25 protein-coding genes are annotated in these 25,830 nt (G+C 64.4%); 11 read left to right on the top strand and 14 right to left on the bottom strand.

Annotated elements, in window-relative coordinates; genetic code table 11:
- Positions 1-42: 42 nt before the first annotated feature.
- Together C6V82_RS11235 and C6V82_RS11230 are read right to left on the bottom strand one after the other, a co-directional pair.
- The gene (locus tag C6V82_RS11235; RefSeq protein ID WP_102587097.1) at positions 43-594 is read right to left on the bottom strand and encodes a DUF2231 domain-containing protein; all 552 of its coding nucleotides are present in this window, start codon (positions 592-594) and stop codon (positions 43-45) included.
- Positions 591-2,030: an ethylbenzene dehydrogenase-related protein gene (locus C6V82_RS11230; RefSeq protein WP_102587096.1), complete on the bottom strand. Its 1,440-nt coding sequence runs from the start codon at positions 2,028-2,030 to the stop codon at positions 591-593. The genes C6V82_RS11235 and C6V82_RS11230 overlap by 4 nt, the downstream gene beginning before the upstream one ends.
- A 133-nt stretch (positions 2,031-2,163) precedes the next feature.
- Between C6V82_RS11230 and C6V82_RS11225 the strand changes: the two genes are divergently transcribed.
- The 9 genes from C6V82_RS11225 to C6V82_RS11185 all read left to right on the top strand — a co-directional run bounded on the left by C6V82_RS11225 (position 2,164) and on the right by C6V82_RS11185 (position 12,190).
- On the top strand, positions 2,164-3,087 hold the full coding sequence (locus C6V82_RS11225; RefSeq protein WP_102587095.1) for a prenyltransferase: 924 nt from the start codon (positions 2,164-2,166) through the stop codon (positions 3,085-3,087).
- A 30-nt stretch (positions 3,088-3,117) separates the two neighbouring features.
- Positions 3,118-4,089: a LysR family transcriptional regulator gene (locus tag C6V82_RS11220; RefSeq protein WP_102587094.1), complete on the top strand. Its 972-nt coding sequence runs from the start codon at positions 3,118-3,120 to the stop codon at positions 4,087-4,089.
- A 240-nt stretch (positions 4,090-4,329) separates the two neighbouring features.
- Positions 4,330-4,857, top strand: coding sequence for a TRAP transporter small permease subunit (locus tag C6V82_RS11215; RefSeq protein WP_102587093.1), 528 nt, complete (start codon positions 4,330-4,332; stop codon positions 4,855-4,857).
- Positions 4,854-6,173: a TRAP transporter large permease gene (locus tag C6V82_RS11210; RefSeq protein WP_102587092.1), complete on the top strand. Its 1,320-nt coding sequence runs from the start codon at positions 4,854-4,856 to the stop codon at positions 6,171-6,173. The genes C6V82_RS11215 and C6V82_RS11210 overlap by 4 nt, the downstream gene beginning before the upstream one ends.
- 116 nt (positions 6,174-6,289) lie before the next feature.
- Positions 6,290-7,354 carry a TRAP transporter substrate-binding protein gene (locus C6V82_RS11205; RefSeq protein ID WP_102587091.1) on the top strand — a complete coding sequence of 355 codons (1,065 nt, stop codon included), beginning with the start codon at positions 6,290-6,292 and terminating at the stop codon, positions 7,352-7,354.
- A gap of 124 nt (positions 7,355-7,478) precedes the next feature.
- Positions 7,479-8,849, top strand: a complete 1,371-nt coding sequence (locus C6V82_RS11200) for a glutamine synthetase family protein (protein WP_373297609.1) — start codon at positions 7,479-7,481, stop codon at positions 8,847-8,849.
- A gap of 7 nt (positions 8,850-8,856) precedes the next feature.
- Positions 8,857-10,242, top strand: coding sequence for an aldehyde dehydrogenase family protein (locus tag C6V82_RS11195; RefSeq protein WP_102587089.1), 1,386 nt, complete (start codon positions 8,857-8,859; stop codon positions 10,240-10,242).
- 9 nt (positions 10,243-10,251) lie between these two features.
- A complete protein-coding gene (locus C6V82_RS11190; RefSeq protein WP_219724476.1) occupies positions 10,252-11,433 on the top strand; it encodes an iron-containing alcohol dehydrogenase in 1,182 nt (393 codons plus the stop codon).
- 28 nt (positions 11,434-11,461) lie between these two features.
- Positions 11,462-12,190: a glutamine amidotransferase-related protein gene (locus C6V82_RS11185; RefSeq protein ID WP_102587088.1), complete on the top strand. Its 729-nt coding sequence runs from the start codon at positions 11,462-11,464 to the stop codon at positions 12,188-12,190.
- A gap of 6 nt (positions 12,191-12,196) precedes the next feature.
- Here C6V82_RS11185 and iadA read toward each other — a convergent pair whose 3' ends face one another.
- From iadA to C6V82_RS11145, 8 genes are all read right to left on the bottom strand, one after another.
- Positions 12,197-13,360: a beta-aspartyl-peptidase gene (iadA, locus tag C6V82_RS11180; protein WP_102587087.1), complete on the bottom strand. Its 1,164-nt coding sequence runs from the start codon at positions 13,358-13,360 to the stop codon at positions 12,197-12,199.
- A gap of 78 nt (positions 13,361-13,438) precedes the next feature.
- Positions 13,439-14,218, bottom strand: a complete 780-nt coding sequence (locus C6V82_RS11175) for a transporter substrate-binding domain-containing protein (protein ID WP_102587086.1) — start codon at positions 14,216-14,218, stop codon at positions 13,439-13,441.
- 450 nt (positions 14,219-14,668) lie between these two features.
- The gene (locus C6V82_RS11170; RefSeq protein WP_102587085.1) at positions 14,669-15,439 is read right to left on the bottom strand and encodes a transporter substrate-binding domain-containing protein; all 771 of its coding nucleotides are present in this window, start codon (positions 15,437-15,439) and stop codon (positions 14,669-14,671) included.
- A 304-nt stretch (positions 15,440-15,743) separates the two neighbouring features.
- Positions 15,744-16,475, bottom strand: coding sequence for an ABC transporter permease (locus C6V82_RS11165; RefSeq protein ID WP_102587084.1), 732 nt, complete (start codon positions 16,473-16,475; stop codon positions 15,744-15,746).
- The gene (locus tag C6V82_RS11160) at positions 16,475-17,179 is read right to left on the bottom strand and encodes an ABC transporter permease (RefSeq protein WP_102587083.1); all 705 of its coding nucleotides are present in this window, start codon (positions 17,177-17,179) and stop codon (positions 16,475-16,477) included. Before C6V82_RS11160 ends, C6V82_RS11165 begins: the two co-directional genes overlap by 1 nt.
- A 23-nt stretch (positions 17,180-17,202) precedes the next feature.
- The gene (locus C6V82_RS11155) at positions 17,203-17,973 is read right to left on the bottom strand and encodes an ABC transporter ATP-binding protein (RefSeq protein WP_102587082.1); all 771 of its coding nucleotides are present in this window, start codon (positions 17,971-17,973) and stop codon (positions 17,203-17,205) included.
- A gap of 227 nt (positions 17,974-18,200) precedes the next feature.
- A complete protein-coding gene (locus tag C6V82_RS11150; protein ID WP_229843167.1) occupies positions 18,201-19,202 on the bottom strand; it encodes a succinylglutamate desuccinylase in 1,002 nt (333 codons plus the stop codon).
- A 192-nt stretch (positions 19,203-19,394) separates the two neighbouring features.
- Complete coding sequence (locus C6V82_RS11145; RefSeq protein WP_102587080.1) at positions 19,395-19,940, bottom strand: lipocalin family protein; 546 nt, start codon at positions 19,938-19,940, stop codon at positions 19,395-19,397.
- Between the two features lie 111 nt (positions 19,941-20,051).
- Here C6V82_RS11145 and C6V82_RS11140 point away from each other — a divergent pair, with 111 nt between their 5' ends.
- On the top strand, positions 20,052-20,939 hold the full coding sequence (locus C6V82_RS11140; RefSeq protein WP_102587079.1) for a class I SAM-dependent methyltransferase: 888 nt from the start codon (positions 20,052-20,054) through the stop codon (positions 20,937-20,939).
- Between the two features lie 48 nt (positions 20,940-20,987).
- Here C6V82_RS11140 and C6V82_RS11135 read toward each other — a convergent pair whose 3' ends face one another.
- Positions 20,988-22,061 carry a tartrate dehydrogenase gene (locus C6V82_RS11135; RefSeq protein WP_102587078.1) on the bottom strand — a complete coding sequence of 358 codons (1,074 nt, stop codon included), beginning with the start codon at positions 22,059-22,061 and terminating at the stop codon, positions 20,988-20,990.
- A 119-nt stretch (positions 22,062-22,180) separates the two neighbouring features.
- On the opposite strand from C6V82_RS11135, the gene C6V82_RS11130 reads away from it, so the two are divergent.
- Positions 22,181-23,095, top strand: a complete 915-nt coding sequence (locus tag C6V82_RS11130) for a LysR family transcriptional regulator (protein WP_102587269.1) — start codon at positions 22,181-22,183, stop codon at positions 23,093-23,095.
- 11 nt (positions 23,096-23,106) lie between these two features.
- Here the strand turns inward: C6V82_RS11130 and C6V82_RS11125 are convergent, their stop codons facing one another.
- From C6V82_RS11125 to C6V82_RS18120, 3 genes are all read right to left on the bottom strand, one after another.
- On the bottom strand, positions 23,107-23,910 hold the full coding sequence (locus C6V82_RS11125; RefSeq protein ID WP_102587077.1) for a M90 family metallopeptidase: 804 nt from the start codon (positions 23,908-23,910) through the stop codon (positions 23,107-23,109).
- A gap of 4 nt (positions 23,911-23,914) precedes the next feature.
- Positions 23,915-25,486, bottom strand: coding sequence for a bifunctional GNAT family N-acetyltransferase/carbon-nitrogen hydrolase family protein (locus C6V82_RS11120; protein ID WP_102587076.1), 1,572 nt, complete (start codon positions 25,484-25,486; stop codon positions 23,915-23,917).
- Positions 25,487-25,550: 64 nt separating this feature from the next.
- On the bottom strand, positions 25,551-25,703 hold the full coding sequence (locus C6V82_RS18120) for a hypothetical protein (RefSeq protein ID WP_180978230.1): 153 nt from the start codon (positions 25,701-25,703) through the stop codon (positions 25,551-25,553).
- Positions 25,704-25,830 lie beyond the last annotated feature (127 nt).

Genomic DNA, 25,830 nt, shown 5'->3' with positions numbered 1-25,830 from the left:
TTCGGTGGGGCCCTTGTCTTTCCTTGCAAGTCGGCGGGGGTGTCAGCCTGTCTTGCGTAGGTTCATTAAGCCGAGCGCCCCCAGCGCGATGCCGATGATCACCATGACCGAGATGACCCAGAGGGGACTGTAGAAGGTGGTGTAGACCTCCCAGCCCATCAGGCCGAGGACATCCGAGAAGGCCGTGGAGGCGCCTGACAGATGGCCGCCCAGGGTGCCGGCAGAGGAGAACATCAGGCCGCCGGTCAAGGCCAGGATCACCAGCGCCCAGCGACGGTTACCCTCGAAGGCGGTATCACCGGCTTTCCAAACCAGCACGGTGATCATGGAGAAGATCCCCAGCGACCAGAAGGCCATCAGCATATGGTTGCGGGCAAGTGGGCTGGCCAGGTTGGCCTCCATGGGCCAGACAAGAAGCCCGATCACGATGGCGGCCAGGCCACCGAGCAGGCTGAGTACCAGCACCGGCAGCAGGGCGGCGCGACTGAGTTCGGCCCATCGCCCGGAGAGGAAGGTCCCGACCAGGATCATCAGGGTCGCAAGTGCCCAGAATCCCACCGGGAAGTGGGAGAGCATGGCGTGAGTACCGTTCATGAGCGGTCTCCTTGACGAGTGGAACGGAAGCTTGGAATCAGGGCGAGGGTGGTACCGAGCATCGCGACGAGTCCGGCCAGCAGGGTCATCCACCACCGCGAGGTGATGGCGTCGTTGAACTCCATCTCAACGCCATAGAGTGCCAGCTGCTTCTCGCTGTGGCGTGCACGCACCGGAGTACCCTCGGCGATATCCTCCGCACCGGCATGAGCGCGGCTGATCAGCAGCGGCCAGTCCACCTGCCCGGGGTAGAAGAGCGTCATGTCGAACCAGTCATCGCTCCAGTCGGGCGACCTGCCGGAGAAGCTGGCGGCCTGGAGGTCGGCATCACGTCCCAGCCCCAGGGAGTAGGGATTGGAGACATAGTGCCAGCGGCTTCCGGTGGCATTGCGGTAGACGGCGATACCGATGTCGTAGATCCCCTGCTCGGCGAGGATCTTGTCATCCAGGGGATTTCCGGTGTCCAGGTCGCGTACCAGGGTCACGTCCCAGTAGCCATTCTCCCAGCGTGCCTGGCCGTGGACGGCGATGCTGCCCCGCGAGCCCTCGGGCTGGCGCAGCAGGCGGCGGGGTATCACGTCGCCCTCCTGCCAGTCGTAGTCGGGATCGAAGTCGGTGCGGTTGTCTTCCGAGAGGTAGTAGAGGCCGTCGAAATCCACCTCGCCGGAGGTCACGTCCTCCCAGCGCAGGGCGCGCTGGCCCGTAACCTCGGGGTCGAGCATCCAGTGTGGCTGGTCGTTGTCGCCATCCCAGTTGGTGGTATAGGGCCCCGAGCCGGCATCACTGTTGCGGTATTCGCCGATCCACTGGTCATCCGAGGCGCCAATAGGGTTGGAGCGACCTGCCCGCCAGTGCCAGAGGTCGAGGAAATAGCCCGCCTCACGCTGGGCAGCAAGGACGTCGGCATCCGCCACGCTGCGCCAGTCGTCCTGGTCGGTACGGGTGGCCGGCAGGTACTTGCGTACGTCGCTTTGTCCCAGTTCTTGACCGAGATGGGGGTGCTCCGAGACCTCCGCCGGGCTCGCCGAGTCGCTGAAGAAGCGCATCCGGTCACCCACGGTAATATAGCCGCCATAGCGACCGAAGTCGGGTACGCCGCCATCGTCCACCAGCATGGCGACCCGATCCTCGTAGGTGCCGTCGGGATCTGGGCCAGGGCGCGAACTGCCGTGGCGGATCCATTCGCCATCCGTGTAGCGCAACATGTCATGATAGACATGGGCCTGTTCGGCGGGCCAACGGTAGCGGAAGAAGATCCGCTCCTCGTTGTAGGCAGCCTGGACCTGCAGCGGCATGGTCAGGGGGTCTGGGATATAAATGTTGCGTTCAGGGTCGTCTTCGATCACCCCGCTGCCCTGGGTAACCCAGGCAAGTCCCAGCGCGACGGGCAGCCCCAGGACCAGCCAGGGGGTAGCGCCCTTGTGTTGACGTGCCATATGAACTCCTGGGTCACGGTAAAGTGATATTACGGACCTCGAGTATGGACCTCGTATGGCGGCGTGGCATGATGTGGATCAAGTAAGGAGTACAAAGCGTTACATCGGTGATTGCCGGCACAGGAGAGCAGCAATGGGGCAACAACCCGAGGGGCAGGATGCTGGGACCATCTCGACCTTGACTGTGGTCCGTGCCACTCGTCCCGACTTCCTGGTGCTGGCGCCGCTCTGCGTGCTGCTGGGCATCGCCCTCGCGGTACGCCAGCCGGTCTCCCTGACGTTCCACGAGATCCTGCTGGTGCTGGTCGGTGCCCTGCTGGCCCACGCCGCGGTCAACCTGCTCAACGAGTACGAGGACTTCCGTTCCGGGCTCGACCTGATCACCCGTCGCACCCCCTTCTCTGGCGGGAGTGGCGCCCTCCCCGAGTCTCCCTCGGCGGCACCGCGGGTGCTGGGTGCCGCCGTGTCGATGCTCGCGGGGGTCGCGGCGATCGGCGCCTGGTTCCTGTGGCTGCGCGGCTGGCCGATGCTGCTCCTGGGCCTCGCAGGTGTCATGCTGGTGGTGGCCTACACGCGGTGGATCACGCGCCTGCCCTGGCTCTGCCTGCTGGCGCCGGGGCTCGGCTTCGGGCCGGTCATGGTGCTGGGTACCCTGGTGGCCCTGGGGGGAGAGGTCGACAGGGCGGCCCTCGTGATCGCCGGGGTGGTGCTGCTGCTGGTCAGTGAACTGCTGCTGCTCAACCAGTTTCCCGACGTCGACGCCGACCGACGGGTCGGCCGCCGCCACCTGCCCATCGTGCTGGGCCTGAAGCGGGCCTCTTGGCTGGTCTCGGCGCTTCTGCTGGGTGCCTACCTGCTAGTAGCGGCGGGCCAGCTGGGCGGGCAACTGCCGGCCGGCGTCTGGCTGGCCTGGCTGACGCTTCCCGCGGCGCTATGGTTGGTCTTGCGCCTGCCGCAGGCCCTGGAGGAGGCGACCCTGCTCGTCCGGGTGCTGGGGGTCAACGTCGCCACCCTGCTGGCGACCCTCGCGCTGCTGGTCGTCGGCCTCTGGATCTGATCGGCCCTGGCTTCCGGGAGAGGGAAGGAGATGCGAAACGGCTTCGGGTTCGATCTGCGCAGCATGGAAATCTTCGTCGAGACCCTCGAGCAGGGCAGCCAGAGTGCGGCGGCCAGGCGCCTGGGGCTCAAGCAGTCGTCGGTGTCACAGAGCCTGGCCAATCTCGAGGAGGCCCTGGGCGTCAGTCTGTTCCGGCGGCATTCGCGACCCCTGGAGCCCACCAGTGCCGGACGCTTCTTCCATGATCGCGCGCGGCGCATGCTCGACGAGGCGCGCAGCATGCGCCGCGAACTGGTGTCCGGCGGCTTCGGCCAACTGCATCAGGTGCGCCTGGCGCTGGTCGATTCGCTGGCCACCGCCGTGGGCCAGCCGCTGCTCGAGATGATCAAGCGCTATACCCGCGATTACACCCTGACCACCGGCCTTTCGCACATGCACAGCCACTCGCTGCTGACCCGGCATGTGGACATCATCATTTCCGATGACCGGCTGGAGAATTACGACGGACTGGAGCGCCATGCGGTGCTGCGCGAGCCCTTCGTGCTGGTGGTGCCGACGGATTGGGCAGGGCCTCTGGACAACCTGCGCTGGCTGGCCCGCCAGCTCGACTTCGTGCGCTATACTCCGCAATCGTTGATCGGCCAGGCCATCGAACGCCACCTGCGGCTCAATCAGCTGGAGTTCTCGGCCCGGCTGCATCTGGACAATACCTTCGCCGTGCTGCGCCTGGTGGGCGCCGGTGCGGGGTGGACCATCACCACGCCGCTGTGCCTCTATCAGGCCGGGCTTGATACGCTCGGGGTGCGCGTGGTGCCGCTGCCGATGCCAGCGCTGTACCGCGAGCTGACCCTGGTGGCACGTCGCGATGAACTCGGCGAGCTGCCCATGCAACTGGCCCGCGATAGCCGGCGGCTTTTGGAGACGGACTTTCGCGCCGCCCTGAACCAGCACCTGCCGTGGCTCTCCGGTGCGGTGGAGACCGAGCGACGAACCGCCGAGTGAGGCGGTCGTGCAAGCCGGTCGTGCGCCACGCGGGTGAATCGGCCCCGGGTTTCGCCCGCCGATGCCCCGAAAGAGCGCGCTATCGGTTTTTCCTATAGACATGTCGTCGGCATTGCCGATGCATCTTGCCGAGTACCAAATCCTCGACCAAGACTGAGTGAGGCTTTCTGCAACATCCGTTTTTACGACCGTTTCGCCGGCCGTTTCGACGACTGTTACATCACTCAGGAATTGTCTCGGATGCCCAATGCCATCAGATGCTACGTGCGCCTGGTCGACCGCCTGAACCGCGGGGTCGGGCGGCTCGTCATGTACCTGATCTTCGCCATGATGGGGCTGCTGCTGTATGCCTCCTTCGCGCGCTCGGTGCTCAACGCCCCGCTGCTGTGGGGGGTGGAGATGTCGCAGTTCATGCTGGCCAGCTACTACCTGCTGGGCGGGGCCTATGCCATGCAGATGGGGGCCCATGTGCGCATGGATCTGTTCTACAGCCGCTGGACACCTCGTACTCAGGCATTCGTCGATGCCATCACCATCCTGTTTCTGATCGTTTTCCTGGTCACCCTGCTGGCGGGGGGCATCTCCAGCACCCACTACGCTCTCGAATACGGCCAGCGCAACTACTCCTCCTGGGCGCCGCCCTTGGCGCCGATCAAGATCATCATGTGCATCGGCATCCTGTTGATGCTGCTGCAGGCGGTGGCGACCTTCTTCAAGGATGTGGCCGTGGCGCGTGGCAAGCCGCTGGATCGAGAGGGTGACGCATGAGTTACGAGATGATTGCCCTGATGATGTTCTCCACCATGATGCTGCTGCTGCTCACCGGCCAGCGGGTCTTCGGCGTGATCGGCTTCGTCGGCGCCGCCTCGGCCCTGCTGCTGTGGGGGGATGGCGGCATCGAGATGCCGTTCAACGCCAGCTTCGTGCTGATGAACTGGTACCCGCTGCTGACGCTACCGCTGTTCGTGTTCATGGGCTACATGCTCTCGGAGTCGGGGATCGCCGGCGATCTCTACGAGATGTTCCACGTATGGATGGGCTCGCTGAAAGGCGGGCTTGCCATTGGCACCATCGGGTTGATGGTGGTGGTCTCGGCCATGAATGGCTTGAGTGTCGCCGGCATGGCCATCGGCGCCAGCATCGCCCTGCCGGAACTGCTGCGGCGTGGGTACGACAAGATCATGGTCACCGGGGTGATCCAGGCCGGCAGTTCGCTCGGCATCCTGGTGCCACCCAGCGTTGTGCTGGTGCTCTACGGCATGATCGCCCGCCAGCCGGTGGGCAAGCTGTGGCTGGCAGGTGCCATTCCCGGGCTGATCCTGGCGGCGCTGTTCGTGCTGTATATCGTCGTGCGTTGCCGGATTCAGCCAAGCCTGGGTCCGGCGCTGCCTGCCGAGGAGCGCGACATCGGCCTTGGCGAGAAGCTAAAGCTGCTGCGTGCCGGCATCCTGCCCCTGTTGATCTTCTTCTCGATGACCGGGTTGTTTCTGGTCGGGGTGACGAGCCTCGTCGAGAGCGCTGCCTATGGCGCCTTCGCCGCCACCCTGGCGGCCATCTTCAAGCGCCGGCTGACCCTCGAGGTGATCGAGGTCACGGTGCGCCGGACGCTGGCCATCAGCTGCATGTTCATGTGGATCATCCTCGCCGCGTTGTGCTTCGGCGCGGTGTTCGACGGTCTCGGTGCGGTGCGCGCCATCGAAAGCGTGTTCCTCGATCGCATGGGCCTCGGGCCCTGGGAAATCCTGCTGATGATGCAGCTCTCCTACATCCTGATGGGCATGTTCCTGGATGACACCGCCATGCTGGTGATCGTCGCTCCGCTGTACGTCCCGCTGGTGGTCAGCCTGGGCTTCGACCCGGTGTGGTACGGGGTGCTCTACACCATCACCGTGCAGATCGCCTACATGACCCCGCCGTTCGGCTACAACCTGTTCCTGATGCGTGCCATGGCGCCGCCGGAAGTCACCCTGGGTGACATCTACCGCAGCGTCTGGCCGTTCGTGGCGATCATGCTGTTGGGGCTCGGGCTGATCACCGCCTTCCCGCAGCTGGCGCTGTGGCTGCCGGAGCTCTACTACGGATGAGGCGTCGAGCAAGGCAAGGCAGCGAGTATGTCCGGTAACGGGCAAGCACGAGACCCGCAAGCACGGGGTGCGATGCGCGGTCAGCAGTAACAACAACAATCCACGGGAGAAGCATCATGACCGATAACAACAGGCGCAGTTTCCTCAAGAAGGCCGGGGTGGCGACCGCCGCCACGGTAGGCGCGGCCACGGTAGGCGCTCCCTACGTGCACGCCCAATCACGCAGCCCCATCCGCTGGCGCATGCAGACCTACGCCGGGCCAGCGTTGGCCGAGCATGTCATCAAGCCTTCCATCGATGCCTTCAACAAGGCCGCCAACGGCGAGATGGAGATCGAGCTCTACTATGCCGACCAACTGGTGCCCACCGGCGAGCTGTTCCGCGCCATGCAGCGGGGTACCATCGATGCGGTACAGAGCGACGACGACTCGATCGCAGCCCCAGTGGATGTCTCGGTGTTCGGTGGCTATTTCCCGTTCGCTTCCCGCTATAGCCTCGATGTGCCGACACTGTTCAACCACTACGGCCTCAAGGAGATCTGGGAGGAGGCCTACAGCGAAGTCGAAGGCGTTACCTGGCTGGGGGCCGGCTCCTGGGATCCTTGCAACTTCGTCACCCGCGAGCCGATCCGCAGCCTCGAGGACCTGCAAGGCAAGCGCGTGTTCACCTTCCCCACCGCCGGGCGATTCCTGAGCCGCTTCGGCGTGGTGCCGGTGACGCTGCCCTGGGAGGACATCGAGGTCGCCATGCAGACCCGCGAGCTCGACGGCATCGCCTGGGCCGGTATCACCGAGGCCTATACCGTGGGCTGGGCGGATGTCAGCAGCTACTACCTGACCAACAACATCTCCGGGGCCTGGGCGGGTTCCTATTTCGCCAACTCCGAGCGTTGGAACGAGTTACCCGAACACCTTCAGACCCTCTTCAGGCTGTGCATGGACAACTCCCACTACTATCGACAGCATTGGTACTGGTGGGGCGAGGCGCATTACCGTACCACTGGTGGCAAGCTCGAACTCACCTCGATTCCCGAGGAGGAGTGGCAGACTCTGGAAGACGCCGCTCTGGAGTTCTGGGACGAGATCGCCTCGCAAAGTGAGCGCAACGCCCGCGTGGTCGAGATCCTCAAGGCCTATCGGCAGACCATGCAGCAGGCAGGGCCTCCCTACCGTTACTCGTGAAAAATGACGGACGGCGTTGGTCGCCATGGCGGGCGGGTGGTAGATGCCACCCGCCCGGGATACCGGAACAGGGCAGGGCGGCTTGGCGGTGCGCCGAGCCACCGAGGGAGAGGCCATGAGTGGAATGAACCCCAGAGAGGTCGCCAGTGCCGACGATGCGCGGCGAATCGTCGAGTCGCGTGGACTAACCCACGTCAAGGTCGGCATGTTCGACATGGATGGCGTGCTGCTCGGCAAGTACATGCGCCGTGACAAGTTCTTCAGCGCACTGGAGGATGGCTTCGCCTTCTGCGACGTAGTGCTGGGCTGGGACAGCAAGGATGAGCTGTACGACAACGTGGCCTACACCGGGTGGCATACCGGCTACCCGGACGCCACCCTGAGAGTGTTGCCGGAGACATGCCGCGAGGTGCCCGCCGAGGGCAACATGCTGCTGTTCCTGGCCGAATTCAGTGGTGCCGCCGAGGCGGTCTGCCCACGTGGCTTGTTGCGCCGCGTGCTGGCGCGCGCCGCCGAGATGGGGCTTGCGGCCAGGGGCTCGCTCGAGTACGAGTTCTTCATGTTTCGCGAGACCCCGGAGTCGGTCCGCGAGAAGGGCTTTCGCAACCTCACCCCGCTGACGCCCGACATGATGGGCTATTCGATGTTGAGAAGCTCGGTGCATGCCGAGCTCTATCATGAGTTGCTGGCGCTTGCCGAGACCATGGACTTTCCCATCGAGGGGCTGCACACCGAGACCGGGCCGGGGGTGCTCGAAGCCGCCATCGGCGTCGATGCGGCCCTGGCGGCCGCCGACAAGGGCGCACTGTTCAAGGCCTTCACCAAGGTGTGGGCTCAGCGGCGCGGGTTGATGGCCACCTTCATGGCCAAGTGGTCACCGGATTACCCCGGCCAGAGCGGGCACATTCACCTGTCGCTGGCGCACGCCGAAAGCGGTGAATCGGCATTCTTTGCCGCCGACAAACCCCATTGCATGAGCGATCTGCAGCGCCATTTCGTGGCCGGCCAGCAGCAACTGATGCCGGAGTTTCTGGCGATGTTCGCCCCGACCATCAACAGCTACACCCGCTTGATTCCGGGGTTCTGGGCGCCCACCGATGCCACCTGGGGGGTCGAGAACCGCACCACCGCGCTGCGGGTGATTCCCGGCAGCGCCAAGTCGCAGCGGGTCGAGTATCGTCTCGGCAGTGCCGATGCCAACCCCTATCTGGCCATGGCGGCGGCGATCGGCGCGGGGCTCTATGGCATCCAGCAGGGCCTGGAGCCGGACGAGCCGATCATCGGCAACGCCTACGAGCTTGAACACCCCGCGCATCAGGCGTTGCCAGGTACTCTGTGGGAAGCGGCACAACGCCTCAAGGCCTCGGCGCCGGCCCGCGAGCTGTTCGGTGACGCCTTCGTCGAGCACTTCGCCGCTACGCGGGAGTGGGAGGAGCGCCAGTTCCGGCGCCATATTACCGATTGGGAGCTGGACCGCTATTTCGAGATTATTTGAGGTGGTTATGCCCATACAGAAGACGATTTCCCCGGTCGATGGCTCGGTCTACGTCGAGCGGGAGCAGGCGAGCGCCGCCGAGGTGGATGCCGCCCTGGCACGCGCCGTGCTCGCGCAACGTGGCTGGCGCGAAGTGCCGATTGCCGAGCGGGCAAGGCTGTGCTCGGCCATGGTCGATGCCTTCGTCGCGCGGCGCGACGAACTGGCCGTGGAGCTGACCTGGCAGATGGGTCGGCCGATCAGTGCCGGCGGCGGTGAGATCGGTGGCTTCGAAGAGCGTGCCCGAGGCATGATCGCCCTGGCCGAGTCGGCGCTGGCGCCGTTGGTGCTGCCCGATAAGCCGGGATTCACCCGCTACATCACCCGCGAGCCACTGGGCGTGTCGTTCATCGTGGCGCCGTGGAATTTTCCGTTCATGACGGCGGTGAATGCCGTGGTGCCGTCGATCATGGCCGGCAACGCGGTGATTCTCAAGCACTCGGCCCAGACCCCGTTGTGCGCCGAACGCTTCGCCGAGGCCTTTGCGGCGGCGGGCCTGCCCGAGGGCGTCTTCCAGTATCTGCACCTGGCGCATGATGCCACCGAGGCACTGATCCGCGACTCGCGTGTCGACCATGTGTCGTTCACCGGGTCGGTGACCGGCGGTGCCATGGTCGAGCGCAATACCGCCGGGCGCTTCATCGCCGCTGGGCTCGAGCTGGGTGGCAAGGACCCGGCCTACATCCGCGCAGATGTCGACCTGGACACCGCCGTGGAGGGCGTGATGGACGGCGCCTTCTTCAATTCCGGGCAGAGTTGCTGTGCCATCGAGCGGATCTATGTGGCCGAGGAGATCTTCGATGCCTTCGTGGAGCGCGCCGTGGCCTGGGTGCGCCAGCTACGGCTGGGTAATCCGGTGGACCCGGACACCACCCTGGGCCCGTTGGTGCGGCCGGCGGCGGCCGACTTCGTGCGTGGCCAGATCGAGGATGCCGTGGCCGCCGGTGCGCGGGCCTGGATCGACCCCGGCGACTATCCGCTCTCGGTACCGGGCAGTGCCTATCTCGCTCCCCAGCTGCTGACCGGGGTCGATCACAGCATGCGGGTGATGACCGAGGAGAGTTTCGGGCCGGTGGTCGGCATCATGCCGGTGGCCAGTGACGATGAGGCCATCGCCTTGATGAACGACAGCGAGTTCGGGCTGACCGCGGCGATCTTCACCCGTGACATCGCCACCGGAGAAGCGCTTGCCAGGCGTCTCGAGGCAGGCACGGTATTCACCAACCGCTGCGACTATCTCGACCCGGAACTGGCCTGGACGGGTGTCAAGCAATCGGGGCGCGGCTGTTCGCTGTCACGGGTTGGCTTTGATTCGCTGACCCGCCCCAAGTCCTTCCATCTCAAGCACGCCTAGGAGCCGCCAATGAGCCAGGAGATGAACCAGTTCACCATGGGCTGGAACTACCCCTCGAATATGTTGACCGGGGTGGGGCGAATCCGCGAGTTGCCGGCCACCTGCCGGGCGCTGGGCATGCGCGCGCCGTTGCTGGTCACCGACCCGGGGCTTGCCGGGCTGCCGATGGTCGAGGCTTGCGTATCGGCCTGCCAGGCAGACGGGCTTGGCATCGCCGTGTTCAGCCAGATCAAGGGCAACCCTACCGGCAAGAACGTCAGGGATGGCATGGCGGCGTTTCGCGATGGCGGCCATGACGGGGTGATCGCCTTCGGTGGGGGCTCGGGGCTGGATGCCGCCAAGGCAGTGGCACTGATGGCCAACCAGCGCGAGGGGTTGTCGCTGTGGTCGCTGGAGGATGTGGGTGTCAACTGGAAGCATGCCGATGCCGACGCCATCGCGCCGGTCGTTGCCGTGCCCACCACTGCGGGTACCGGCTCAGAAGTCGGGCGCGCCTCGGTGATCACCGACGAGGCCGAACACGTCAAGCGCATCATCTTTCATCCCCGCATGCTGCCGGCCACGGTGATACTTGACCCCGAACTGACCGTCGGACTGCCTCCCGCGATGACCGCCGCCACCGGCATGGACGCCCTGTCGCACTGCCTGGAGGCGTGGTGCGCCCCCAACTACCACCCCATGGCCGAAGGCATCGCCGTGGAGGGCATCCGGCGCATCGACCTCAACCTTCTTCGCGCCTACCGCGATGGCAGTGATCTCGAAGCGCGTATGAACATGCTGGTGGCATCGAGCATGGGGGCCACGGCCTTCCAGCGTGGGCTGGGCGCCATGCATGCCCTGGCGCACCCGCTCGGTGCATTGTTCGACGCTCACCACGGCACGCTCAATGCGATCCTGATGCCCTATGTACTGCGCGCCAACGAGCGGGCCATCGGCGAGCCGATGGTACGGCTTGGTCGCTACCTGGACCTGCCCCAACCGGGCACCTCGGCGGTGATCGATTGGGTACTCGATCTGCGCGAGCGGCTGGCGATCCCGCATACCTTGCGCGAGCTGCGGATCGATACCCGGCAGGCCGACAAGGTGGCACGCATGGCCGTGGCCGATCCGTCATCTGCCAGCAACCCGATCGCCTTCAGCGCCGATCAGTATCGCCAACTGTTCGTCGCCGCGGTGGAAGGGCGGTTGTAGCCTTGGCATCGAGACAGGAGGCAGGGTCATGTTGATAGGTCTGTTGCAGTGCGATGATGTCGCCCCGGAGCTTCGCGGCACCCATGGCAATTATCCGGAGATGTTCGAGACCCTGTTCAAGGGCGTCGATCCGAGCCTCGAGTTCCGGGTATGGCGCTGCCTGGATGGCGAGATACCCGACGACATCGAGGCGGTGGATGCCTGGCTGACCACTGGCTCTAAGCTCGGGGTCAATGACGACCTGGCATGGATTCGTGAGTTGGAGACGTTCATCCGGCAACTGTGGGAGGCCGGCAAGCCACTGGTCGGCATCTGCTTTGGCCACCAGTTGATCGCCAGGGCCCTGGGGGGAGAGGTGGTGAAGAGCCCGCGAGGTTGGGGCGTGGGGCTGTCGTTCAATCGCGTGACCGACCGGGCCGAGTGGATGACGCCACCGCGCACGACACTCGACCTGGTGGTCAGCCACCAGGACCAGGTCGAACGCCTGCCGCCAGAGACAAGAGTGCTTGCCGGCAGTGATTTCTGCCCCTACTACCTGATGCAGGTGGGGGAGCATTTCCTCGGCGTACAGGGCCACCCGGAATTCAGCCCTGCCTACTCGCGCGACCTGATGGCGCTGCGCCGTTCACTGGTGGGTGAGCAGCGCGTGCGCGAGGGAGTCGCATCTCTGGAGGCTGAGGTGGACGATACGCTGATGGTACGTTGGATACTCGATTTCATGCGCCGGGCCATTGCAGCGAGACGCGTACCCGGCTGATCCGTATCACCCTGCCTTGTGGTCCTCTCTACGATGGAGGCAGTGGCCCAGCGCCCACACCTCGTCAATGCGCCAGTTGTCATCGTCGAGCACCAGCAGGTCGGCGTCGTTGCCCACCGCCAGGCGCCCCTTGCAGTTGAGCTTGAGCGCCTCGGCGGTGTGGGTGCTGGCAATGCCGATGGCTACCTCCATAGGGACTGCATGGTGCTCGATGCACGCACCGACCACCTCGAAGAGGCTGGCCAGTCGTCCCGCTTTCAGGCCGACGAACCGGCCTGCCGCATCGAACTGCGGCAACGAGGCGTTGGCATCCGAGGAAAGCGTGATGGCGCCAGGCGGGATGCGCGCCTCGAGGGCGCGTGCCACGGCCTCGTGGGCGGCCACTTCGCCCGCCGCAAGCAGTTCCGGGGTGGTGCTGGTGGTGAAGTCGATGCGCCCGCCCTCACGCGCGAAACGCAGGCCGTCCGCGAACAGTTCCGCGGTACGGTTGATATGGGTGGGGTGAAACTGGGTCAGCGGGATGGCGCTTTGGCGAGCGGCCTCGCGCAAGGGCTCCAGATGGCCAGGCGCATCGCCGGTGTGAATGAAGACAATCCCCGATTTACCGGCCAGCATGCCGGCGGTGCGGGCCTCTGAGGCCAGTCGCGCGAGTTCGAAGGCGCTGGGCTGAGAGCCACGGTGGTCGCTGATGGCGACTTCACCCACGCCGATGAATTCAGGGATATAGAGGATATCGCTGCCCACCGAGCCGGTCAGGGTCACGGGTGGCAACTGATAGGAGCCGGTATAGCAAAAGGTGGTCAAGCCACCTGCGGCGAGTTCGCGGGCCTTGCCGAGCAGGTTGGCCGGTGTGCGGGTCAGGGCATCGGTGCCCAGCGCGCCGACCAGAGTGGTGACACCCGAGGCACGCGCTTCATCCAAGGTAAGCTCCGCTGTTCGGGTGCCGAAGCCGCCTTCGCCGCCACCGCCGATGAAGTGCACCAGGGGGTCCACCAGGCCGGGAATCACCCGGCGCCCGCAGAGGTCGTGCGTCTTCACCGCAGCCCCACTTGCGGGCAGCGGTTCGCCCGCTTGAACGATGACGGCGATGCGTGTATCGCAGATCAGCAGATGGCACAGCCCCAACGGTTCGGGGGCATGCAGCCGGGCATTCTTGAGCAGGGTCAGCATGGCATGTCCTGGTGGGGCCGGCGGGCAAGTGCGAGGCTTGGCCGGCAGACCTTCCCCCGCACCTGCCCGCTGGCGCTGCTACAGCTTGATGTCGTAGTTGAAGTAGCGGTTCATGATCTCATCGTAGGTGCCATCTTCCTTGAGGGCTGCCAATGCCGCGTTGATGCGCTCGGCGAGTTCGCCATCTCGCTTGCGGAAGGCCAGCCCCACGCCTTCGCCGAAGATATGGTCGGGCTTCTTGATGAAGTCGCTGACTCGCTTGAAGTCACTCTCGTCGCTATCCAGGTCCATGGCCGCTTCGGCGACCGGGTAGTCCATGAAGGTCAGGTCGAGGCGACCAGCGCGCATATCGGCGATGACGTCGTCGCCACTGGTGTAGCGGCGGATCTCCACCACGTCGCCATACAGCTCGGTGACATAGTTGTCCTGGAGGGTGGCGCGTTGCACGCCGACCACCAGGTCGTCGAGGCTCTCGCGGTCGTCGATATCGATCTCGCGCCCCTGGGTGGTGATCCAGGCGCTCGGGGTGGTGTAGTAGGGCTCGGAGAATAGCACCTGGGCCGCGCGCTCCTCGGTGATCGCCATTGAGGACATGATGGCGTCATACTTGCGGGCCATGAGACCGGGAATGATGCCGTCCCAGGCTTGCTCGACCCAGGTGCAGGTGACGTCGAGATAGTCGCAGACGGCGTTGCCAAGCTCGATCTCGAAGCCTGCGAGCTCTCCATTGGATTGGCGATACATGAAGGGTTCATAGGGAAGGTCCACGCCGAGACGCAATTCGTCCTCGCTGGCCTGAACGGTGGTGGTAAGGCCAGCGGCGAGGGTGGCTGCCAGCAGCAGGTTGATAGGACGCATGGGTGTTCTCCCGTGAGAGTGTTGTTGTTGATAAAACCGTTCATGAAGCTGATACCCGCCACCACGACGCCGTTTGGCCACGACAAGGTGGTCTCGGGCGATGGGTAAGCCAGGCAGGGCCTGCTCAGGTATCGGGTTCGCCGCATCGGCGGCATGGGTCAGGGACGTTCAGCGGTGACCCAGGGGACGGGGCACGAGGGTGCCATGGCGGCCGGGCGGCAGCCGGGGAAGGCTATTCGTCGAACCATTCGCTCAGGTAGAAGCTATCGACATGCATGCTTGCGAACAAGCCACGATAGTTCTTGAGCGATTGGCTAGGGGTAGGACGGGTATCGATCATGGACAGGATCCGGATTCGATGGTGGTGCAAGTGACTTTCCGGAATTGACGCCGGCTTGTCAACGCCTTCCCCGGCGGAGCGGGGAAGGCGCCGGTCACGGCACAGCAGGATCACTCGCCGCCGAAATAGCGCTCGTGGATCTCGTCATAGGTGCCGTTTTCCTGCAGCGTGGCAAGCGCCGCGTTGAAGGCCTCGGCGAGCTCCTGGTCGCGCTGGCGGAAGGCGATACCGAAGCCTTCGCCGAAGTACTCCTTGGGCTCGGTGATGCGCTCGCCGATCAGCATGTAGTCGCCGGCATCGCTGTCGAGCAGGGTGGACTTGCCGATCGGGAAGTCGAGGAACACAGCATCCAGACGTCCGGAATCCATGTCCAGCACCATGTCGTCGGCGGTGGCATAGCGGTTGACGTCAGCCACATCGCCGTAAAGATCGGTGACGTAGTTGTCCTGCAACGTGCCACGCTGGACGCCAACGGTCAGCCCTTCCAGGGTCTCCTCGGAAGGTGTGCCGATTTCGCTGTCGGCGGGGGCGAACCAGGCCGACGGCGGGGTGATGTAGGGGTCGGAGAACAGCACCTGTTCACGACGCTGCTCATTGATGGTCATGGAGGACATGATGGCATCGTACTTGCGCGCCTGAAGGCCGGGAATGATGCCGTCCCAGCCCTGCACGACCCACTCGCACTGAATGCCGATCTCGGCACACATGGCATCGCCCAGGTCGATGTCGAAGCCGGTCAGCTCGCCATCGGGAGTACGATACTCCATGGGTTCGTAGGGCACGTCGACGCCGATGCGAATGTCGCGAACCTCGGCATTGGCGCTACCGGCCACCAGCGCGGCGCCGAGCACGCCGACGCCAAGAATGTGTTGGAGTTTCATGGGTGTTTCCCCTGTTGTTGGTTGTGTCACCTTGGGAAACACTGCACAAATGCCTGCGCGAGCGAATCGCTGCGTTGCGCGGTACTCGGAATCCTCACCTATACCCCATAGGCTCCGGTTCCTGTGCTCCGTGCGTCTTGCGCTTCATCTCGCTCGCCGATTTGTTCAGCGTTCCCCTTGTGGGTGAGGACGCAACTACGATAGCCGATAGGCGGGTCCGTCGAAAGAGGGAACGGAGGACATTCGAACGCCAGTTCCCAACGCTTGTTTTACGTTCCTTGTGGTGAGCCTCCGTGGCGGGCCTTCAGCCACTGGCCGGTTTGAGGTGGGCCAGCAGGCGTTTTTCCAGATAGCGAAAAAGGTAAAGAATGGCGAACGTCAGGCAGAGGTAGATCGCCGCGACGAACAGGAAGGCATCGAAAGGCGCGTAGTAGCGCGCGTAGACGAAACGCGCCGCGCCGGTCAGGTCCATGATGGTGACCACGCTGGCGATGGCGCTGGCGTGCAGCATGAAGATCACCTCGTTGCCGTAGGCCGGCAGGGCGCGACGAAACGCGCTGGGAAGCACGATGCGCCGCAGCATGAGACCCTGGGACATGCCGTAGGCACGCGCCGCCTCGATCTCACCCCGCGCGGTGGACTTGATCGCGCCGCGGAAGATTTCGGTGGTATAGGCCGCCGTGTTCAGGGTGAAGGCAATTAGCGCCGGCACGAAGGGCTTCTCGAGCACGACCCACAGCCAGGTCTCCTGGATGCCCTCCACGAATACCACCCCGTAGTAGATCAGGTAGAGCTGCACCAGCAGTGGTGTGCCGCGGAACACGTAGCAGTAGAAGAAGATCGGCAGGCTGATCCAGCGGTGCTTCGAGCCGCGACCGATGGCCAGCGGCACCGCCAGGATCAGGCCGATCACCAGCGACAGAAACACCAGTTGCACGGTGGTGGTGAGGCCCTCGCCGTAATATTCGAGCGTCTGCAGGGTGAAGATGCTGTTGTCGGCGAGGCGAGCCTCGAGCCAGGTCATCAGGGATTCCATCAGTCCGCCTCCCCGTAGCCGACGTCGTAGCGTTTCTGCAGCCGCGCGAAGCCCCATTCCGAGAGGCTGGCGATCAGCAGATAGATGACGGCGACGATGATCATGAAGGTGAAGGGCTCGCGGGTGGCCTTGGACGCCTCGGAGGCCACGCGGACCATGTCGGTGAGGCCGATCACCGACACCAGGGCGGTGGTCTTGAGCAGCACCATCCAGTTGTTGGAGAGCCCGGGGATGGCGTGTCGCATCATTTGCGGAAAGCGGATGCGCCGGAATACCAGCCAGTGATTCATGCCGTAGGCACGACCGGCCTCGATCTGGCCGGCGTCTACCGCCATGAAGGCGCCGCGAAAGGTTTCGCCCATGTAGGCGCCAAAGATCAGCCCGATGGTCACCACGCCGGCGATGAACTCGTTGACGTTGATGAAGATGTCGACACCGAAGCGGTCATAGAGCATGTCGGTGATCATGTTGATGCCGATCTGACCGCCAAAGAACAGCAGCATCATCAGTACCAGGTCCGGTACGCCGCGGATGATGGTGGTATAGAGGGTGGCGACGCGGTGCAGCACCCAGTTGCGTGACATCTTGGCGCTGGCGGTGGCCAGGCCAAGCAGGATGGCGAGCACCAGTGACAGCACCGCCAGTTCGATGGTGATCAGGGCGCCTTCGGCGAGGCGTGGCCCGTAGCCATGCAGATCGATCATGTGTGTCTCCTCGTCCGGGTGCCTCAGTGCTTGGGCGCCAGAAACTGCTTGAGCCGTTCGGAACGCGGGTTCTCCAGCACGTCCGCCGGTGCGCCGGCTTCCTCGACTCGCCCCTCGTGGAGATAGATCACCTGGCTGGAGACGTCGCGTGCGAAGGCCATTTCGTGGGTCACCACGATCATGGTGCGGCCTTCCGCGGCCAGATCACGCATCACCTTGAGCACATCGCCGACCAGCTCCGGGTCGAGTGCCGAAGTGGGTTCGTCGAATAGCATCACTTCCGGGTCCATGGCCAGCGCCCGTGCGATGGCGCCGCGCTGCTGCTGGCCGCCGGACATCTGCGCGGGGTAGGCGTCGGCACGCGCCGAAAGCCCGACCCGTTCGAGAAGCTCCCGGGCATGGGCGATGGCTTCCTTCTTGGGTTTGCCGAGCACATGCACCGGCGCCTCGATGACATTCTCGAGCAGCGTCATGTGGGCCCACAGGTTGAACCCCTGGAAGACCATGGAGAGCTTGGCTCGCATGCGCACCACCTGCTTCCAGTCGGCGGGTTCGCGGCCCTTACTGGTCTCCTTGAAGAGGATCTGTTCGCCGTGGACGACCAGCTCGCCCTCGTCGGGTTGTTCGAGCAGATTCATGCAACGCAGGAAGGTGCTCTTGCCGGAACCGGATGCGCCAATCAGGGTGATCACATCACCCTTTTGGGCCGTCAGCGACAGGCCCTTGAGGACTTCGGTATCGCCAAAGCGCTTCTTGATGTTGCGCACTTCCAGCGGAATCGGGGTATCAGCCATGGATCGGGCTCCAGGTCAGGTAAGGTCGCCGCGGGCAACGCCGCCATGCAGAGCAGCGCGAAAAGGGGGCGATTCTAACAGCCCGCCGGGCATCCGAAAGGGGGAAATGGCGGCGTGACATCCAACGTTGGTCTGGTGCATTGCGTCGTGTACACAAGATACTACCTCTAGATTGTTGTTGTTCTGGCGTCATTTTCACACTTGAAGCTGCTCGCGGCACAGCGGTGTCACACCTCAGGCGGCTCCTCGTTTTTGACCAGCAGCGCCGCACGGGCGCCGACTTCGACGTCGGCATTGGGAAACACCACGCCAAGTGAGTGATCGCCCACACGGGTCTCGCCGGCGTGGGCGTCTTCGGCAAGCAAGGTGCCCGGCGCGAATTCGGTGAAGTTTGGCGTGTCATCGGCAAAACACAGGCGGAAGTCCCGGGCATGGCGCATCACCTCCTGCTCGACGCGGAAGAAGCGCATGCGCGATGGATCTGCACCACGCGGTTCGCGACCTTCGATCAAGGCTGTCAGCAGGTCGCCCATGGGCGCCAGAGGTGCCAGGTCGTTGTGACCGAAGGGCAGCGCGCGTCCCAGTTCCAGAGTGAAGGCCTGGCCACCATGATAGTGGCGGGTGTAGTGCGAGAAGGTCCAGCTGTGCTGATGCTGATGAAGCACGGCCTGAATGTCGGCGGCGGTGAGCCAGTGCCACTGGGCGGGCTCCACCGGTGTGTCGGCGAAGGGGCTGACCACGAAGCGTGGATAGCGGCTGTCGCGGATTGCCGTGTGCAGGTCGTAATGCAGTACTGAGCGTTCGCCATGTCGCTGCCGGAAGTCGTCCACGCTGGTCATCAACTCTCGCGCACGGTCGGGCTCCTTTCCGGCTTCCGTCAGGTCGCGTCGAAACAGCCGATTGAGGTTGGTGGTGATGAAGCGCTGGCCCGCATGTATCGCCTCCAGGTTGCCCAGGATCATCAGTACCGGGGCCCCGAGGGCAATACGCTCTTCCATCACCTTCGTCAGGCAGGTATCGAGCAATTCGATGGGTGCGGTCTCGTTGCCGTGGATCCCGACGGAGAAGATGCAGGCACGCGCCTGTTCATTCGGATGGTCGGGAATGAGCTCGAGTATTCCGGGCCCCAGGTGGTGGAGGCTGCCGTTGGCGATCGGTTGAGTCTCGGGGAGCGCGCGACCCTCGAGGGTGGCCGTCATCCACTCTCCCAGCTTTCGATCTCCCAACATTCGATCTCCCACCGTTCGATTTCCCGCCCTCGATTCGCTAGGCATGAGGTACCCATGATGTGTGCTGGCCAGCCATGTGCTGCCTGGCGTGTTGTGACTCGTGCGTTCGATTCGCCTCACCTTCCCCCTGGGTCACCCGAACGGCAAGTCCACGGGTCGGTCTGGTGAAAGCCAGGGGTGCGAAGCTGAAACTCAGCGCCACGCCTGGCAGGATTTGCCTTGAGCGACATCAATCAGTTGGTTTACCGGGAAGTCGAGCGCCTCGGCGCGTTGGATCAGCTCATCGAGGGTGGCGTCATCCAGTGTCGGCTGGCGTGCCAGTATCCACAGATAGTCACGGTCGGGACCGGCCACCAGCGACCATTGATAGTCGTCATCGAGCGCCAGCACGTTGTAGCCGCCATAGAAGGGACCGAAGAAGCTGACCTTCAGTCGCCCGACGCTTTCGTCACCGATGAAGTAGGCGCGGCCCTCGGCCTCATCCGGTTCACCTTCGCTCAGGTTCACCCCCCGGTTGATCACGCGCACGCCGCCATCCTCGCGCAAGGAATAGCTGGCGGTGACGCAATCCAGACCCCGTTCGAAGGAGTGGTCGAGACGCGCGATCTCGTACCATTGACCCAGATAACGCTCGAGCTCGAAATCACTGACGGGCTCGGTACCCTCGGGAATGCCGGTGCAGGCGGCAAGCCCGAGGGTCGAGGCGGTGATCAGCGCGAGTGCGGGTAAACGAGACATGCGGGTGACTCCTTGTCGTGAGGGTCTGATTAAAGCTGCACTAATGAAGAATAGGGGAAGCCCGTGGCGCATGGATAGAATGACAGCGCCGAGCCCCTTCAGGAACCCGCCATGATCGACGATCGAAATATCGCCTGTGCGTCGCCCGATGCCCGGGCACTGATGGCGCACTATGATGCGCTGGCCGCGACCAGTGGCGAAACGCTGATGGCCAGAGTTCAGGCGGCGTTGCGACTCGCCGGCCACGACCCGGCGCGGTTGTCCTGCGACACGGTGGCGGGCATCGACCAGCTACACCTCGGTGGCCGTGCCGCCAGCCGCTCGCTGGCAAGGCTAGGGGAAGTCCAGCCGGGGACCCGATTGCTGGACGTGGGCTGCGGAACCGGCGGCGCCAGCCGCTTGCTGGCAAGTGAGTTCGGCTGCGAGGTCACGGGCGTGGATATCACCGCGGCGTTCATCGAGCTGGCGCGTTGGCTGAGCGAAGCCACAGGGCTTGCCGAGCAGACCCGCTTCCTGTGCGCCGATGCGGCCGATACCCCCTTGTCCGCCGCCAGCGTCGAGGCGGTCTGGTGCCAGCATGCGCTGATGAACATGCCGGATCCGGCCCGGGTAATGGAAGAATGGCGGCGCCTGCTGCGCCCAGGGGGGCGGTTGCTGCTGCACGAGGTGGTGGCCGGCGACAACCCGGCGCTACTGGTGCTGCCGGTGCCTTGGGCACGCACCGCCGCGACCAGCCATCTTCGGCGGCGCGATCAGCTCGAGGCCGAGCTTGCCAAGGCCGGATTCATGCCGGTCGTGGTGCGCGATGTCACCGAATCGGCCCTGGCCTGGCGTAAAAAGCACAGCCGTCGCGAAAGCGATGCGGTGTCACCTGCGGCACCGCTGCCGGGCCCGGCGCTGATCTTCGGCGACGACTTCGCGCTGATGGGCCGCAACCTGCGCGACAACCTCGCCGCGGGCAAGGTACGCATTCTCGAAGGCGTGTGGCGCACGGGTTGAAGGGCAGTGGGGCCGGCAGGACGTGTGACCTGCCGGCCCTGTGTCGATTCAGCCCTTGATGCGCTCGGCGATCGCCCGGCCGAGGCCTTCGGTGCTGCCCTGGCCACGCACATCCGGTGTGAGTGTCGACGAGTCGCCTTCGCTGAGCACCGCTTCGAAGGCATCAACGATGGCCTGGGCCGCCTTGGGGTGGCCGAGGTGCTCGAGCATCATCGCGCCTGACCAGATCTGGCCGATGGGGTTGGCGATTCCCTTGCCGGCGATGTCCGGGGCGCTGCCATGCACCGGTTCGAAGAGGCTCGGGAACTTGCCCTCGGGGTTGATGTTGGCGGAGGGTGCGACGCCAATGGTGCCGGTGCAGGCCGGGCCCAGGTCGGAGAGGATGTCGCCGAACAGGTTGCTGGCCACCACCACGTCGAACCAGTCGGGGTGCATGACGAAGTTGGCGGTGAGGATGTCGATGTGGAACTGGTCGACGGCGACGTCGGAATAGTTGGCGCTCATTGCCTTCACGCGCTCGTCCCACCACGGCATGGTAATGGCGATGCCGTTGGACTTGGTGGCCGAGGTGAGCTTCTTGCGAGGGCGGCTCTGAGCCAGGTCGAAGGCGTACTTGAGCACCCGGTCGGTGCCGTGGCGGGTCATCACCGTTTCCTGGATCACCACTTCGCGGTCGGTACCCTCGAACATCTTGCCGCCGACGCTCGAGTACTCGCCTTCGGTGTTCTCGCGTACCACGTAGAAGTCGATGTCACCCGGCTTGCGGTCGGCCAGCGGGCTCTTGATGCCCGGTAGCAGCTTGCAGGGGCGCAGGTTCACGTATTGGTCGAAGCGGCGGCGGAACTGCAGCAGCGAACCCCAAAGTGACACGTGGTCCGGTACCGTCTCCGGCCAGCCCACGGCACCGTAGAAGATCGCGTCGAAATCCTTCAACTGCTCGAACCAGTCGTCCGGCAACATCTTGCCGTGGGCCTGATAGTAGTCGCAGCTGGCGAAATCGAAATTCACCAGTTCCAGCTCGATGCCGAAACGGTGGGCGGCGGCTTCGAGCGCGCGAACGCCTTCCGGCATCACTTCCTTGCCGATGCCGTCACCGGGAATCACCGCAATACGATGTGACATGAAATGTCTCCTGGCCATAATCCTGAAAAGAGGGGAGTGCGCGGATAGTGTAGCCGCTGATAGATGGGAGATAATCAGGCTATCATGCAATGTATTATTGAATGAAAGTGGAGAATGGTGTGGCGCAACTCGACGATCTTGCCTTCTTCCAACGCCTGGCCCATGCCGGCAGCCTCACTGCCACGGCCCGGGAGCTGGGGCTTTCGCTGTCGGCGGTGAGCAAGCGGCTCAAGCAACTCGAGGCACGCATGGGGGTGGAGCTGGCCAGCCGCACCACCCGGCGGCTGAATCTTACCGCCGAGGGTGAGCGCTATCTGATGCGCGGTGCGGCGATTCTCGAGGAACTGGCCGAGCTGGAGGAGAGCCTGGGTGACCACCGTGGCGGGCTTTCGGGGCCGCTGCGTGTCAACGCCACCTTCGGGTTTGGCCGACGCCACGTGGCGCCTCTGCTCTCGTCTTTCTGTACGCGACATCCGGGTGTGGAGGGGGTGCTCGAGCTGTCCAATTTCCCGCTGAACCTTGGCGATCAGGCCTTCGATATCGGCATTCGCGTCGGCGAGCCCCCGGATTCGCGCCTGGTGGCCAGGCGAATTCTCGAAAACCGCCGCGTACTGTGCGCCGCCCCCACCCTTGTCGCGCGCCTGCCGGGGTTGCGCGCCCCAGCCGACCTCACCGCCTGCCCATGTCTGTTGCTGCGCGAGAACGACAATGACTTCGCGGTATGGCGCTTCCAGCGGCGCGACGACCCCGAGCGCGAGCAGGCGGTCAAGGTCTCGGGGCCTTTGGCCAGCAATGACGGTGAGGTGATCGTGGGGCTGGCGCTGGACGGCCATGGGGTGGCGATGCGCTCATGGTGGGATATCCATGAGCATCTCGCCAGTGGCGGACTGGTGGAACTGTTGCCCGAATGGCAGGGCGTGCGTGCGGACTTCCATGCCGTCTACCAGCAGCGCCGGCATGTGCCGGCACGGCTGCGTGCCTTTATCGATTTCCTGGAGGAGGGGATGCGCGGTCGGGTACCTGAGAGACCTTGAGCCCCCGAGGCTCAATGATCGACCGGCAGGCGCGTGAGCGGGTCCTGGCGGAAGTAGCGCGAGAGTAGCTGATATAGCGCCGGGTAGGCGCCGTCGAGCTGGTCCGGGGCGCTGAAGAAGGCTTCGCAGCACACCGCGAAGCACTCGCCGGGATGGCTGGCCGCGTAGTCGTCGATGGGGGTGGGTTCATCCCTGGCGAGGCGTGCCTGGAGATCGTCCCAGACGCCCTGGAATATGGCGTGCCAATCCCTGGGGTCGATATCGCGCGGCAACGGCGGGAAGCCATCGGTATCCAGCGAGTTGCCCATGTCGAGCTTGTGGGCGAACTCATGGATCAGCACGTTGAAGCCGGTGAAATCGCCGCTCTCCATGAGGTCCGGAAAGGCCACCACCACCGGGCCCTGGTGGGAGGTTTCGCCGGCCCGCTCATCGACGTATTCGTGCATCACGCCGAACTCGTCCATCTCCTCGACTCGGCGGTTGAAGGCCTCGGGCAGGATCAGCACTTCATGAACGTTGGCGAAGGCGTCGACATGCTCGGCGTCATCCCAACCAAGGGTCAGCAGGCAGACCTGGCCAGCCAGTACGAGCTGGGCCGGCTCGTCGAACACGCTGTTCTCGGCAAACTCGGGATGCAGGCTGAGCCGCTTGGTACCCAGGAACTGCCAGGCCCGTTTGCCGAGCCTGGCGGCGTCGGCGGCATCGAGTGTGGCCAGCAGGGGCACGCGCTGGCACGCCTCCCGCCAGGCCGCTTCCGGCAACGGGCGACGGAAGGCGAGGCCACGGCCCCCCAGGCGGCGCAGCCGGCCAAGCATCGCCTCAGTTCTCCTCGAGGTTGGCCCCGGACTTCCACGACCAGTCGCGCCAGCGCAGGTCGAACAGGTCCTTGCGGCGATCCTTGAGGTTGGTCACCGAGCCCTCGTTGCGCACCACGGTGAGCCGCGTCAGGTCCAGGTCGGAGAACATGATCATCTCGGTGTTGGGGGTGGTTTCGGCGAGCACCGCATCGTGGGGAAAGGAGAAGTCCGAGGGCGAGAACACCGACGACTGGGCGTACTGGATGTCCAGGCTCTCGATGGAGGGCACGTTGCCGACGCTGCCGCACAGCACCACGTAGCACTCGTTCTCGATGGCGCGGGCCTGGGCGCAGTGGCGCACGCGCAGGTAGCCGTTCTTGGTGTCGGTCCAGAACGGCACGAACAGGATATCCATGTCCTGATCGGCCAGCAGCCTGCCGAGTTCCGGGAATTCGACGTCATAGCAGATCAGTATCCCCACGCGGCCGGCATCGGTGTCGAATATCCGCAGGTCGTCGCCGCCTTCGATCACCCAGTCGCGACGCTCCTGTGGCGTGATGTGCAGCTTGGCCTGGCACTCGATCTCACCGTCGCGGTGGCACAGGTAGGCGACGTTGTAGAGCCGGTCATCCTCACCCACCTCGATCATCGAACCGGCGACGATATTGATGTTGTAGGAGACCGCCATGCGTGACAGCTCGCTCTTGAAGCGCTCGGTGAAGCCGGCCAGGAAGCGAATGGCGGCGACCTGGTCCTGCTGGGCGGCGCGATCCTGCAGGCCCATCAGCGGGGCGTTGAACAGCTCCGGGAAGACCGCGAAGTCGCTCTTGTAGTCCGACAAGGCGTCGACGAAGTACTCGATCTGCTGCAGCACCGCTTCCACGGAATCGAACTCGCGCATCTGCCACTGCACGGCACCGACCCGCACCTGGGTCTTGCGCGTCTCGAGCACCATTTCCGCCGGCTCGAACAGGAAATTGTTCCACTCGAGCAGGGTGGCGTAGCCCTCCGACTTGTCGTCCTCGGGGAGGTAATCGCGCAGCAGGCGCTTGACCTGGAAGTCGTTGGCCAGCTGGAAGGAGAGGATCGGGTCGTGGATCTCCTTGCGGGTCACACGATCGATGTACTGGGTCGGCGACAGCTCGTCGGAGTGCTGGTGATACTGGGGAATCCGCCCACCGGCGAGAATGGCGCGCAGGTTGAGCGAACGGCACAGCTCCTTGCGGGCATCGTAGAGTCGCCGGCCCAGCCGGTAACCGCGGTAATCGGGGTGGATCAGTACGTCGAGCCCGTACATGGCGTCGCCGTCTGGCTTGTCGAGGATCACCTCGCGCTTGCCGATCAGGTCGTCATACTTGTGGGGGTTGGTGAACTCGTCGTAATCGACGCGCACCGTGAGCGCCATGCCGACCAGCTTGCCGTCGTCCTCGATGCCGATCTGGCCATCCGGGAAGGCCTCGATCAGGTTGTCCATGGTGTGCTTCGACCAGGAACCGCCGATGTCGTGATAGATGGCATCCATCAGCGATTCAAGCTGGGGATAGTCATCCAGCGTCAGGTTGCGAAGTGTGAGGTGCAGGTCTTCGAGTGACATGGTGCATCCTTGTCTGGCGTATCTGGCAAGTCGACCATTCTAGCATGTCCCCGGGGGGCCGAGGTCAGCCGACCAGGTTCGCCAGCTGTGCCCGATCGACTACCACGACCCGCCGGTAGCGCACCCGAATCCAGCCCAGCCGCGCCCATTGGGCGAGCTTCAGCAAGCGGTCGATGGTGTCGTCGGGAAGCGCGTCGAGCAGGACATCCTTGCGCAACCGATCTCGCATACGGGGCAGACCGGAAGCGGGGAAAGTAACAGGAATTGTCATTCTGGTGACAGTTCGCGATAGGCTTGGCTGGTATCCATATGGGTTCATTGAACCTGTCGCCCGGGCCGTGATG

This window comes from Halomonas urumqiensis, from assembly GCF_003028575.1.
In the GTDB taxonomy this organism is placed as follows: Bacteria; Pseudomonadota; Gammaproteobacteria; order Pseudomonadales; family Halomonadaceae; genus Halomonas; species Halomonas urumqiensis.
The sequence above is the reverse complement of the archived record's forward strand: the minus strand, read 5'-3'. Positions and strand labels throughout refer to the sequence as shown.